Here is a 12,879-nt window from a genome sequence, read left to right on the forward strand (position 1 = left end):
GGATATTTAAAAAAGAGACAAAATCTCACCCGCCGCAATTTTTTCTACAGTAGTTTGAAAAATTGTGTCCATTTGTGAAAAGCAATTAGTGAAATTAGTGTTTAATAAAAAAATTATCTTTGCCCTATGAATCAAAACACAAACAAAACCGTTCTTATTCTGGGTGCTAATTCAGATGTAGCAAAACAATGTATGATACAATATGTTGAAAAAGGATTCACAGTCATTGCTGCTTCCCGAAATACAACATCTCTGGATCATTTTGTTGATTCAAATAATCTTGACCGCTCAAAAGTTTTTGTTTTGTATTTTGATGCTGCTGATTTTGATTCTCATCATCAGTTTTATTACAATCTCTCTGTAAAGCCTCATATTGTAGTCTATGCTGCAGGTTTTTTAGTAGACAACCAAAAAGCTCTCACTGATTTCAAGGGAGCAAAGCAAATGATGGAGGTCAATTATATGGGAGGTGTGTCTATTCTGAGTATTATTGCAATGGATAAAAGCAATACGAATCTGGAAAGAATAATTGGTCTTTCATCCTTGTCAGGGGTAAGAGGGAGAAAAAGCAATTTTGTCTACGGAAGTACCAAGGCTGCATTTACGCAGTTTCTGGCAGGTCTGAGGCAGGAGTTGGCTTCCCGTAAAATCATCGTGAATGCCTTGGTTATCGGTTATATCAGAACAAAAATCAATGAAGGATTGGAACTGAATCAATCCCTGATCATGGAACCGGATTATGTGGCGAAATTTATTGTCAACGCCGGAAATTCCTTTACCATTGTTCCAAATTTTAAGTGGAAAATGATTTATCATATTCTTAGGCTTTTACCGGAAAGTCTGGTTGCGAAATTACCTTAAAGAATTTTCATTACTATTATTTTTCTTTGACAGCAGATAGTTCGGTATCGTTTTTGTAATTCTATGTCCCAAAAATTATTTCTTCCTGCAAGATTCAGTTTCTGAATGATTATTGAATAAAGCTGAAACATTCTTTTTCTGCTGTCAATCTATTTCAAGGATAAATATGATTCACCTTCGCTCAGGTAGGGAAGGGTAGAATTCTTTTTTCAAATCCTGCAGAAGATATCAATGCTGTATTGATATAAATAGTAACACATAGTATAAAAATGGACGATTTAGAATTGAACAAGATTCAACAACACTGGGACACCCTAATTTCTTCAGCAATTTCATGGGCACCGAGGATTTTTACTGCAATCATTTCTGCATTATTAATTTACCTGATTGGCTCATGGATGATCAGAATGATCAAAAAGCTGGTTGAAAAAGCTTTCAAAAAACGAAATATGGAAGCTTCACTCCAGCACTTTCTTTTAAATATTATCAACTGGGGATTGAATATTCTTTTGTTTATTGTTGTTGTAACGCAGCTTGGAGTACAGACTTCTGCATTTGTTGCCATGATTGGTGCCGCAGGTCTGGCAGTAGGTTTAGCCTTACAGGGATCCTTAACGAATTTTGCAGGTGGAATTTTAATTTTATTATTAAAACCTTTTAAAATCGGAGATTTTATTTCTACCAGTTCAGGTGTGTCAGGAACTGTACAGGCTATTGATATTTTTCATACAAAACTGGTTACACCACAAAACCAACTGATTGTTATTCCTAACGGAGTAGTATCAAATAATAGCATTACCAATTTTACCCAGCTGGGAACAAGAAGAACATCACTGGATATCGGAGTTGCTTATGATGCGGATCTTAGGCAGACCAAGGATATTTTAATGAACGTTATTAAAAATAATCAATATGCTCTTGAAACACCTGCGCCCCAGGTAGTAGTAACAGAGCTTGGAGACAGTGCTGTCAATGTATCGGTAAGAGTAAGTACTTCCACTGAAAACTTCTGGACAATGAATGAAGAATTAATCATCGGTTGTAAAGAAGCTCTCGATAAAGAAGGAATCGGAATTCCTTTTCCTCAAAGAGATGTGCATATTTACAATCAATAATTATATTTAATTTTTTTAAAGAAACTCCTGCGTTATACTATGTGGGAGTTTTTTATTATTGAGTTATGCGAATAACTGCTGTTGCTACAAATATTTAAGATTAATATTGCCTGCTCAAATATTACATTATATTTGCAAAAAATTACTAACTATGATTAATAAACTGCTCTTTTTTATAGGAATTTTTAGTGCAGTAACATCTGTAACAGCACAAAGCCAATTTTTAGACCCATCTTTTGGTAATAATGGAGTATATACATACACTCCTAACAATGCTTACGGATTTATTTATGAAACCGGAGCTTTTACTGCACAGCAGAAAATTATGGTAAGCGGGACCTTTTACAATATCCCCAATAGCAGTCAGTCTACTACCAATGTAATTCAAAGGCTGAATGCTGATGGTACTATAGATAACAGTTTCAATACAGTATATATTCCGCCGGTTTCTTCCAACCCGATTTCCCGTTTGATTAAAATGTGTATTCAGCCTGATCAAAAAATTATTCTTGGTGATATTTTGGGCAATAAGTTAATCCGGTTGAATGAAAACGGAACTTATGATATAGGGTTTGGTACTAATGGAGTGGTTGCTAATTCTGTATTTAATTCATTTTTTGATACCCTTGGACTGTCTGGTCCTTTTAATTTTCATAATGTTCTTTTAACAAGTAATAACAAAATTTTGTTGTGCACAACAGTAGTAGATAACCAGTTATCAAAATTAGCCGTTCTCCGCCTTAATGAAAATGGTTCTATTGATACCACGTTTGGAAATAATGGTCTTGTGCTGCAGGAAGCAAATTTAGGACGCCTGGTACTTCAAAATGATTCAAAATTACTATTAATCGGGCAAAAAACAGATGGACAATTTGTAAAGTCAAGATATTCGGCAGATGGTATTTTAGATACTACTTATAATAATAATTCGATATCTTATACCCCGATTCAAAATTATTCAACTTATTTCTGTACGGCAACAAGTAAAGATAATAACACTTATATATATGGAGTTTCGTCTTCTGCTGCTTCACCTGTTTCTTTGATCACGTTGATGAAATTAAATCAAAATGGAGATCTGGACAATAGTTTCGGAACGAATGGTATTGTTAATGAATCTTACTATAATAGCAATAATTATTATGTGGATAATAATATCCTATACCCAACTTTATTATTAGATAATAGCAACCATTTATTTTTGGTATGTATGGCAAGTCCTACGGGAAACGCTGCAGACCTTAACCAATTTATCAAAAAATTTAATCCGGATGGTTCCGTAGATTTGGGTTTTGGGAATAACGGAATAGTTGATGTTGATTTAAATTATAAGGAATTCATGAGATCAGCCATCATGACGGCTGATCAGAAGATACTGATTTTTGGAAATCATCAGACGCCTAATAAAGGTATTATTACAAAGGTTTTAAATAATGGAAATATATTAACGGCTAAAGAGGAGAGAATTAAGGACGAAAATATAAGCATATATCCTAATCCTGTAAAGAATATCCTGAATATTAATTCAAGAAAAATAAAGGACAATAATGTCGAAATTACAGATGCAGGTGGAAGAAATATATTAAAAACAATTATTAAAGATAATAAGATAGATGTTAGTAGTCTTGAACACGGGATATATTATCTAAAGATCGGGAGTATAACCAACAAGTTTATAAAGGAATAAAAAAAGAGACGAGAATTTTCTCGTCTCTTTTTTTTATTCCATATTCTGCAGCATCTCCAATGCCTTCATCATATCAATTCCCTTACCCAAAACCGGTTTAAATAAATCTCCTTTCTCCTTAATTCTGTCAAGAGCATTGTCAATAGTAAAATCTGTAGGTTTCATTCCCGGTTTCAATTCGTCCCATTCCAGAGGCATGGAAACTGAAGCTCCTGGTTTCGGCCTGAGGCTGTATGCGCTTGCCAGGGTTTGGCCTGTTCTGTTCTGCAGATAATCAAGATAAATTTTTTTATTATCCCTTTTTTGAAGACTTCTTTCTAAAGTAGTAATCTTAGGCAGTTTTTCATTAACCTGCTTCATGAGGATATGAGCGAAATCTTTTACCTGGTCAAAATCATATTTACCGCCCATCGGAATATAAATGTGAATTCCTGTACTCCCTGAAGTTTTGCAGTAGCCTTTTATTTTAATTGATTTTAAAACTTCATTCACCTGAAGCGCCGTTTCAATCACCTCATCGAATGTATTCTTTGAAGAAGGATCCAGGTCTAAAACCAGATAATCAGGATGCTCAAGATCAGGTAACGAACTGTTCCATGGATTGAGATCTATACAGCCTAAATTATTCAGATAGGCTAATGTTGCTTTATCATTACAATAAATATAATCAATGTATTTATCGTTCGACTCGGAATAGACCTGGGTGGTTTTTATCCAGTCCGGAACATGATCTCCAGCATCTTTCTGATAAAAGCTTTGCTCTTCAATTCCATTGGGAAAGCGATTGAGGGAAAGCGGACGATTTTTTAAGTAAGGTAAAATATACCGGGCTACGGATTGATAATATTCAATAACATCTCCTTTCGTAATATCATCTTGAGGAAAATAGACTTTATCCTGATTGGTAAGCTTTACAGAATGCTTGTCTAAGGTAACCTCTTTTTCTTTCTCAGAAGCCTTTGTCTTTTTTGGTGAAGATTTCGTATTCATATCTTTAGATTTTTCGGTGAAGGATGGATCTTTAATATCTTCCGGGCTTTTGTCATCCCTGATTGTAATAAAAACCGGATGTCTGAAGATTCCGTCCTTGGTAATTTCAGAATATTTGATTTCACATACCAGCTCAGGTTTTACCCACGTTACCGGCATATTGGTCTTGGGAACTGTTTCGAAAGGGGATGACTTTACAATTATTTTTTGCAGTCTCTCATACACTTCTTTCAAAGAAGCCGTATTGAAACCTGTTCCTGTATGGCCACAGTAAGTAAGCTCCCCATCGATAAATTTTCCTAATATCAACGCTCCGAAGCTTTCCCGGGATCCTCTGGGTTCCGTAAAACCACAAATAATGACCTCTTCTGTATTGGAAAACTTGATTTTAAGCCAATCGGTAGTTCTGTGATTTTCAACATATAAACTGTCTGCCCGTTTGGCAATCATTCCTTCCAGCTGCATTTCCTTCATTTGTTTAAAAAATTCAATACCCTTCTCCGGAATATGATCGCAATACTTGATCCTTTCGGTTTCTATCAAAGCTTCTTTTAAAAGTTCTTTACGTTGAATTAAAGGAAGATCTTCTGTAGAATGGCCATTGAGCCATAGAATATCAAAAACCTGATAGGCAAGGGCGGCACCAGGGTTATCCCCGATTTGTTGCAAAAGTTGAAAATCGGGCCTTCCCTGTTCGTTATAGACCACAACTTCGCCATCCAGGATCATGCTATGTTTTTGTTGGTCGAAATCCTGAGCAATTTTGTCAAATTTTGATAAAAAGGAAATTCCATTCCGGGAATAGAAAAGTGGAGTATCATGGCTGAGATCTGCAATAGCTCTGTAGCCATCCCATTTTATTTCAAAGATCCAGTCTTTATCATTGAAGGGTTCCTCTGAAAGTTTAGCCAGCATTGGTTTAATGAAAGACTTTAGCTTTTTCTCATTCGTTAAAGAATTGAAGTTTCTGAAAGGTTTTTCAGAAGTTACTACTTCTTTTTTTCTTTTATTTTTAGGCTTTTTTTTTCCTCTAAAAATTGGGTAACCAGAGATTTTGGTGAAGTGTTTTCTTCAGCATCGTAAGGACTTTCTGCAAATTCGTCCTTATGTTTAATAAGCAGCCATGAGTTGTCATCATTATTTTTCATTTTAACCAGAGCAAATTCACCTTTCAGCTTTTTGCCATGCAAAATAAATTTTAAAGAACCGGCATGGAGTTCCTTCAGAAGTTCTTTTTCATCAGAAAGTTTAGAATTTTCTTCCAGAGGTTCATAAGTTCCGCTGTCCCACACTTCCACTTGTCCGGCTCCATAATTTCCTTCCGGGATGTTTCCTTCAAAATCTTTATAATCGTAAGGATGATCTTCTACCATCATGGCAAGACGTTTGTCTTTTGGGTCTAAAGACGGGCCTTTCGGAACAGCCCAGCTCTTCAGTACACCTTCCATTTCAAGCCGGAAGTCATAATGAAGTCTGGAGGCTGCATGCCTCTGAATTACAAAAATCAGTTTGTCTTTGCTTTTCTTTGTTTTCCCTTTAGGTTCGCTGGTTTCATCGAACTTTCTTTTGTTATGATAATCTTTGAGAGCCATTATGATGCGGATTTGGATTTAGAGGTATTCAGGCTGGCTTTTAATTGGGCCATAAGGTCAATCACTTTACCTTCTTTTGCAGGCTGTACTTTTTGGGCTTTTACGTTTTTACCTTTTGCTTTCTGCTTGATGATCTTCATCAGCTCATCAGAATAGGTATCTTTATACATTGCGGGATCAAATTCCTGAGAAAGCTGTTCAATCAGGCTGACAGCCATTTTCAGCTCTGCAGGTTTCGGAGCTTTTTGGGCAGGAATTTTTAAATCTGAATAGTCTCTTATTTCCTGATCAAATCTCAGGCGGTTAAGAACCAGTATGTCGTCATTGTAAGGACGGATCATCCCAATAGCTGCGCTATCACGGAGTACGAAAGTCCCTATTCCTACCATAGCTGTTTTTTCAAGAGCTTTTAATAAAAGTCTGTAGGCATTTTCACCATTTTTCTGAGGTTCCAGATAATAAGGAGTCTCAAAATACATACTGTCTACTTCTACTTCCTTTACAAACTGGTCAATAGAAAGTATTTTTGTTTTTTCCGGGCTTGCAGCCTCGTAATCTTCTTCATCAAGAACGATATATTTGTCGTCCATGAGATAACCTTTAACGATGTTTTCCCATTTTACTTCTTTTCCTGTATTTTCATTTACTCTTTTGAACCGGATATTTGAAAAATCAGATTTGTCGAGCATATCGAGATCCAGTTTTGTGGTTTCCGTTGCGGAATAAATTTTTACAGGAATGTTGACTAATCCGAAGCCAATTGCGCCGTTCCAAATTGCTTTCATTGTCTTACGTTTTTAAAAATCAAGCAATTAATATGCCGACAGAAGCCCGTGTGGTACCTTTCATGGACTTTGTTGCCAAATGACAATTGTTTTTATCTCCGACTTTTATATCTTTATATTTCCGCAATCCGTGGTGATATCAAAATATGGAAGAGCTTTTTACTTATATCAAAAAATTCGGAACACTGAATCCTCAGGACGAGCTGCTGATTGCTGAAGGAATTCAGGAAATGACAGTAAAAAAAGGAGAGCCTTTTATAGAAGCCGGGAAAGTAAGTCAGAGAATTGCCTTTGTGAAGGAAGGAGTTTTCCGGTCTTTGTATTACAACAAGCAAGGAGACGATTTTACACGGTATTTTATCTATGAAGGACGATTTATCGGAGACTTTCAGGGCTTTACGGATCAACTGCCCGCGCATGAAGATATTGAAGCGATTACCGATGCTGTATTGCTGGTCATTGACCGTGAACATTTTAAAATTCTGGAAGAGAAAATTGCGGTATGGCCTGTTTTGTTTGCAAGAATCCATGCTTTTGTAGTAGAAAATAAACTGAAGGTCGCCAGTATCATGCTTAATCAGGATGCGAAATCACGGTACATTCATTTTTTAAATCATTATCCCGGCCTTGCCAACAGAGTTCCTCAATCTATGCTGGCTTCTTACCTTGGTGTTACGCCGTCTTCACTGAGCAGGATCAGGAGAAATATTGTCTAGAATTATTATTGATAGATGATCTTAATGAGTTTGCAAGGGCAATAGAGTTTGTCGATTTTCAAACTTCAAACATCTCATCAATCTCTTTTTGTCAAATGACAATGGTCTTTCCTGCTGACTGCCATAGCTTTGCTTCATAAAATTTAAAGTACGAATATGGATATTGTATTAGGACTACAATGGGGAGATGAAGGAAAGGGAAAGTTCATTGATCTGATCAGTGAAAATTACGACATTACAGCTCGTTTTAATGGTGGATCTAATGCTGGGCACAGCATTGAAAGAAACGGGCGCAGAATAACGCTTAAAATGATTCCTTCGGGAATCTTTATGAAAGGAGTACAGAATGTGATCGGTACGGGAACTGTTATTGATCCTGTAAGTTTTAAAAAAGAAATTCTGAATCTTCAGGTATTTGATAAAACCATTCAGCCGGAAAACAATATCATTATTTCCAAAAAAGCACACCTGGTAATGCCAACACATAAGCTTCTGGATATTTTCATGGAAGAAAGTCGTGAGTATACTACGATCGGGACTACAAAAAATGGGATTGCCCAGGCATATTCAAACAAAATATTAAGACAGAACCTGAGAGCAGGAGATATATTTTTACCAGATTTTCAAAGCAGGGCGCAGCATATTCTGAATAGAGATTACAGGATGCTTGAAGAAGGAGGAATGATTGTTTTGCCTGCTTTGGAAGAAATCAGTAAAGAGTTTTTTGATGCGGTGGAATTCCTTAAAAAATTCAATTGTACAGAAACTGAAATTTATATCAACAAAGCTTTATCTGAAGGTAAAAAGGTATTGGCAGAAGGATCTCAGGCGGCGATGCTGGATATTGATCATGGTACTTATCCTTATGTAACGTCTTCCTCAACGACAGCATCAGGAGCGAGTAGCGGTCTAGGTGTTTCACCGAAAAAGATCGGTGAAATTTACGGGATAGCGAAAGCGTATTGCACGCGTGTGGGAAATGGTATATTTCCAACGGAACTTTTAGATGAATTTGGTGATGATCTCAGAATGAAAGGAAATGAATTTGGTTCCAATACAGGACGTCCCAGAAGAACCGGATGGCTGGATTTACCTGCTTTAAAATATGCGGTAATGATCAACGGGGTTACTCAGCTGGTTCTGACAAAAGCGGATGTTTTGAGTGGATTAAAATCTGTAGCAATCTGCACCCATTATGAACTGGAAGATGGAAAAACAGTGGATGTTTCAGGTTTACTTCCTGAAAACGGAAGACCTGTATTGAAATGGATGAATGGCTGGGATGCTGATTTTACTGCCATGAAAAGCCCTTCGGAGCTGCCAAAGGAAGTGATTGAATTTCTATCATTTCTGGAAGCAGAATTGGGAATTCCTGTAGCGTATCTGTCGACAGGGCCGGGAAGGGAGCAGATGTTGAAATTGATCAGCAAATAGTTTTAGACCAGGCAGTGTATATTGATCTTATAAACAGAAGAGGTTAGAAAATTTATTTTCTAACCTCTTTATTGTTGGAAAAAACTTAGTTAACTTTTGTAAGTGTAAAGCGCTGCTTTATAGAAGGCTGAACCGTTTGATCCGTAGTGCCGATTACAATAGGGGTAAGATTGGTTGTTAAGCCATCTTTTACCTCTAATCTCAATGCCGGCGCATTTTTGGGAGCAAATCCAAAGCCATTGTTTCCCAGATTGAATAATAACCATTTCTGAGAATCGGCATTAGCATTGGTTCTTAATTCAACAGCCGTTCCATTTGTTGTTCCGTTACCTCTCACGGTTAACACCTTTGAAGGATCCAGTATAGATTTGATGATATAATACCCATGATCTGATTTGCTGAAAGTAAATCTCTGATTATTTCCTGTAGAAGCTGAATACAAAATTATACTGGTGCCATCTGTAGTGGAACTTCCGGTAATATCTACATTTTTATTGTTTGCTAAAGCTGTTGTCATCGTATAAGTCCCGTTGATTGCGGAACTGGCATTAACAGGTCCATATAAATGGTTTATTCCGGCATAATCACCGGCAGACAATCCAGTTCTTTGTTTGGTAAATGTAGATCCGTCCAGCTTAGTCATTACAGGCTGGCTTGGGTCTATAGCAAAGTCTGTAGACTGATACATCATGACTGAACCGAAATCAAAATCCCCATATCCTGCGTAATCATTGTAAATGTTAAAGTTGTGGCGGCTTCCTTCTACAGCTTTGTTAACATCTACAATAATGTACTGATCTCTATCCGGACGGCACTGCTCATGCATAATTCCCATAGAATGCATGATTTCGTGAGCGATAATAGCGGGATACGTGATATTATAAATCTTAATACCGTTAACTCTGTTTTGTTGCCATCCGAGTGGAGAGCTGTTGGAAGTTGTATAAGTAAAGGTGATGTATTCTGTTTGATTGGTACGTTGAACAAACTGCATACTGGTTTGAGACGAGATCAATTCAAACGCTTTGTTAATATTGGTAAGGAACGTATTATAATTCTGAGTGCTCATAGTTCCCTGGCTGGGTAATGTATAATAGACTGTGGCATTCGGCCATGTTTTAATAAATGAGCTTACAATAGTACTTTTTTGAGCTGTGGATATTTCTGAATTAGCCAGGCTTTTTAATTTATTAAACTGCTCGGTACTGATTGTTATATCATCTGCATAGAAATATTCGCCATTGACTTCATTAACATATGTGTATTTTCCGTCAATTAATAATTTGTGAATCTTCGCATTGTCCTGTTTAGTTGTTGTAAGGTCTATTGAATCTGTTTGTTCATTTTCAATATCCGATCTACATGAATTCAGGGCCAGAACAAGGCATCCTGATAAGAGTAATAGTTTGCTTTTCATATTATTTAATATTGGTTTGGTGATCAAGGTTTAAAATATGAACAGCTATATTATTATCATACGCATGAGATTATAAAAATACATCAATTCCTAAGTTTTGATTAAGTCTTCATTATAATTCAGCTGTGTAACGTAAATATATTAATAAAAATTATATTTACATATAACATAATATAATGATTGATTTGTTCTTTTTTTATTTGAAAAATGTATTTATTTCGTTGATTCAATTGTTTTAATTTAATTTTTACTATTAAATTGTAAATCAAGTTATTTCATGAATGTTTGATATAGTGCATAAAAATGCATATTTTATTAGTGTAAAGTTTGTTTTGTTAGTAAATTGATAAATTATAGTGAAATTTGTAATGTTTTTTGATTCTAAATAATATTACTTGATTAAGATTTGTTTTTCAAAATAGTATTGTCAGGATAAAATATCAGGAAGTTCAAGGTGAACTTAAGGGCTGTATGGGAATATAAAAAAAGCGGGATGAAAATCCCGCTTTACATTTATGCTTTTAAGTTCAATTGTAATTCCAGTTCGTCGAGCTGTGCATCAGCAATAGGAGCCGGCGCATCAATCATTACATCTCGTCCTGAATTGTTCTTAGGGAAAGCGATGTAATCTCTGATCACTTCATTTCCGTCAAGAATAGCTACCAGACGGTCAAATCCGAACGCCAGACCTCCGTGCGGCGGTGCTCCGTATTTGAAGGCATTCATCAGGAATCCGAACTGAGCTTCTGCTTCTTCTCTGGTAAATCCTAATAAATCAAACATTTTAGACTGAAGATCTCTGTCAAAAATTCTGATAGATCCTCCACCGATTTCGTTTCCGTTCAGAACCATATCATAAGCATTGGCTCTTGCTTTACCAGGATCAGTTTCCAGTAAGTGGATGTCCTCTGGCTTCGGAGAGGTGAACGGGTGGTGCATTGCATGGTATCTTTCGGTATCTTCATCCCATTCCAACAGAGGGAAGTCTACTACCCAAAGTGGTGCAAACTCATTTCCTTTTCTTAGTCCCAAACGGTTTCCAAGTTCCATTCTCAATGCAGAAAGCTGAGCTCTTACTTTATTTTCGTTTCCGGAAAGAATCAACATCAAGTCTCCTTCTTTTGCCCCGAATTTTTCGATGATTTTTGCTAAATCTTCCTCGTTGTAGAATTTGTTTACCGATGAGGTCTTCACTCCGTCATTCTGGAATTTTACCCAAACCATTCCTGATGCTCCGATCTGAGGACGTTTAACCCAATCCACAAGCTCATCAATCTGCTTTCTTGTGTATTCTGCGCATCCTTCAACATTAATTCCTACTACTAGTTCTGCATCATCAAATATTTTAAACTCTTTTCCTTTTACCAGCTCATTCAGTTCCACGAATTCCATTCCAAAACGGATATCCGGTTTGTCGTTTCCGTATTTTTTCATCGCATCTGCGAAAGTCATTCTTGGGAAATCCCCGAATTCCTGACCTGTAATATCTTTTAAAAGAGTTTTAGTCATTCCTTCAAATACATTCATGACATCTTCCTGCTCTACAAAAGCCATTTCGCAGTCGATCTGCGTAAACTCCGGCTGTCTGTCTGCTCTTAAATCCTCGTCACGGAAACATTTTACAATCTGGAAGTATTTATCCATTCCACCTACCATCAAAAGCTGTTTGAAAGTCTGTGGTGACTGTGGCAACGCATAAAACTGTCCCGGGTTCATTCTGCTTGGTACCACAAAGTCTCTTGCGCCTTCCGGAGTAGATTTGATCAAAACAGGGGTTTCCACTTCAATGAAACCTTCATCAGACAAATAATTTCTTACTTTCTGTGCCATTTTGTGGCGGAAGATCAGTTTATCTTTTACCGGATTTCTTCTGATATCCAGATAACGGTATTTCATTCTTAATTCCTCACCGCCATCCGTTTCATCCTCAATGGTGAAGGGAGGAAGCTGAGAATCGTTCAGAATTGTCAGTTTCTCTACCAGAATTTCGATTTCCCCCGTTGGAATATTAGGGTTTTTGCTTACCCTTTCAATAACTCTTCCGGTAGCCTGAATCACAAATTCACGGCCCAGTTTTTTAGCTTCTTCCATCAGTTGGGCAGAAGAGCGGTCCTGGTCAAAAACCAGCTGGGTAATTCCGTAACGATCCCGAAGATCTACCCAAATCATAAATCCTTTATCACGGATAGTCTGTACCCATCCTGATAGTGTAACTTCTTCATTCAGATTTTTCAGAGATAGCTCTCCGTTGGTGTGTGATCGAAACATAATTATTTGTTTAA

The 12,879-nt window shown here is 36.8% G+C and carries 10 protein-coding genes; 5 read left to right on the forward strand and 5 right to left on the reverse strand.

Annotated features, from left to right (window positions below):
- Positions 1–126 precede the first annotated feature (126 nt).
- The 3 genes from LIV57_RS20975 to LIV57_RS20985 all read left to right on the forward strand — a co-directional run bounded on the left by LIV57_RS20975 (position 127) and on the right by LIV57_RS20985 (position 3,663).
- On the forward strand, positions 127–861 hold the full coding sequence (locus LIV57_RS20975; RefSeq protein WP_227944160.1) for an SDR family NAD(P)-dependent oxidoreductase: 735 nt from the start codon (positions 127–129) through the stop codon (positions 859–861).
- Positions 862–1,130: 269 nt separating this feature from the next.
- On the forward strand, positions 1,131–1,976 hold the full coding sequence (locus LIV57_RS20980; RefSeq protein WP_227944161.1) for a mechanosensitive ion channel family protein: 846 nt from the start codon (positions 1,131–1,133) through the stop codon (positions 1,974–1,976).
- Positions 1,977–2,127: 151 nt separating this feature from the next.
- The gene (locus tag LIV57_RS20985; protein WP_227944162.1) at positions 2,128–3,663 is read left to right on the forward strand and encodes a T9SS type A sorting domain-containing protein; all 1,536 of its coding nucleotides are present in this window, start codon (positions 2,128–2,130) and stop codon (positions 3,661–3,663) included.
- 33 nt (positions 3,664–3,696) lie between these two features.
- On the opposite strand, the gene ligD is transcribed toward LIV57_RS20985, so the two are convergent.
- The 3 genes from ligD to LIV57_RS21000 all read right to left on the reverse strand — a co-directional run bounded on the left by ligD (position 3,697) and on the right by LIV57_RS21000 (position 7,030).
- Positions 3,697–5,568, reverse strand: a complete 1,872-nt coding sequence (gene ligD / locus LIV57_RS20990; RefSeq protein ID WP_227944163.1) for a DNA ligase D — start codon at positions 5,566–5,568, stop codon at positions 3,697–3,699.
- 74 nt (positions 5,569–5,642) lie between these two features.
- Complete coding sequence (locus tag LIV57_RS20995; RefSeq protein ID WP_227944164.1) at positions 5,643–6,245, reverse strand: DNA polymerase ligase N-terminal domain-containing protein; 603 nt, start codon at positions 6,243–6,245, stop codon at positions 5,643–5,645.
- Positions 6,245–7,030 carry a Ku protein gene (locus LIV57_RS21000; protein ID WP_227944165.1) on the reverse strand — a complete coding sequence of 262 codons (786 nt, stop codon included), beginning with the start codon at positions 7,028–7,030 and terminating at the stop codon, positions 6,245–6,247. The genes LIV57_RS20995 and LIV57_RS21000 overlap by 1 nt, the downstream gene beginning before the upstream one ends.
- Before the next feature lie 146 nt (positions 7,031–7,176).
- Here LIV57_RS21000 and LIV57_RS21005 point away from each other — a divergent pair, with 146 nt between their 5' ends.
- Entirely contained in the window at positions 7,177–7,746 is a 570-nt protein-coding gene (locus tag LIV57_RS21005; RefSeq protein WP_227944166.1) for a Crp/Fnr family transcriptional regulator, read from the forward strand.
- A gap of 156 nt (positions 7,747–7,902) precedes the next feature.
- Positions 7,903–9,180, forward strand: a complete 1,278-nt coding sequence (locus LIV57_RS21010) for an adenylosuccinate synthase (protein WP_227944167.1) — start codon at positions 7,903–7,905, stop codon at positions 9,178–9,180.
- Positions 9,181–9,265: 85 nt separating this feature from the next.
- On the opposite strand, the gene LIV57_RS21015 is transcribed toward LIV57_RS21010, so the two are convergent.
- Entirely contained in the window at positions 9,266–10,597 is a 1,332-nt protein-coding gene (locus tag LIV57_RS21015; protein WP_227944168.1) for a M12 family metallopeptidase, read from the reverse strand.
- A gap of 513 nt (positions 10,598–11,110) precedes the next feature.
- Positions 11,111–12,865 (reverse strand): aspartate--tRNA ligase, encoded by a 1,755-nt coding sequence (gene aspS, locus LIV57_RS21020; protein WP_227944169.1) that lies wholly within the window; start codon positions 12,863–12,865, stop codon positions 11,111–11,113.
- Between the last annotated feature and the right edge of the window lie 14 nt (positions 12,866–12,879).

Origin of the sequence: Chryseobacterium sp. X308 (genome assembly GCF_020733145.1) — a bacterium.
In the GTDB taxonomy this organism is placed as follows: Bacteria; Bacteroidota; Bacteroidia; order Flavobacteriales; family Weeksellaceae; genus Chryseobacterium; species Chryseobacterium cupriresistens.

Coding starts and splice junctions, on each gene's coding strand:
- LIV57_RS20975 (WP_227944160.1), top strand. CDS start 127: ATGAATCAAAACACAAACAAAACCGTTCTTATTCTGGGTGCTAATTCA.
- LIV57_RS20980 (WP_227944161.1), top strand. CDS start 1,131: ATGGACGATTTAGAATTGAACAAGATTCAACAACACTGGGACACCCTA.
- LIV57_RS20985 (WP_227944162.1), top strand. CDS start 2,128: ATGATTAATAAACTGCTCTTTTTTATAGGAATTTTTAGTGCAGTAACA.
- ligD (WP_227944163.1), bottom strand. CDS start 5,568: ATGCTGGCTAAACTTTCAGAGGAACCCTTCAATGATAAAGACTGGATC.
- LIV57_RS20995 (WP_227944164.1), bottom strand. CDS start 6,245: ATGGCTCTCAAAGATTATCATAACAAAAGAAAGTTCGATGAAACCAGC.
- LIV57_RS21000 (WP_227944165.1), bottom strand. CDS start 7,030: ATGAAAGCAATTTGGAACGGCGCAATTGGCTTCGGATTAGTCAACATT.
- LIV57_RS21005 (WP_227944166.1), top strand. CDS start 7,177: ATGGAAGAGCTTTTTACTTATATCAAAAAATTCGGAACACTGAATCCT.
- LIV57_RS21010 (WP_227944167.1), top strand. CDS start 7,903: ATGGATATTGTATTAGGACTACAATGGGGAGATGAAGGAAAGGGAAAG.
- LIV57_RS21015 (WP_227944168.1), bottom strand. CDS start 10,597: ATGAAAAGCAAACTATTACTCTTATCAGGATGCCTTGTTCTGGCCCTG.
- aspS (WP_227944169.1), bottom strand. CDS start 12,865: ATGTTTCGATCACACACCAACGGAGAGCTATCTCTGAAAAATCTGAAT.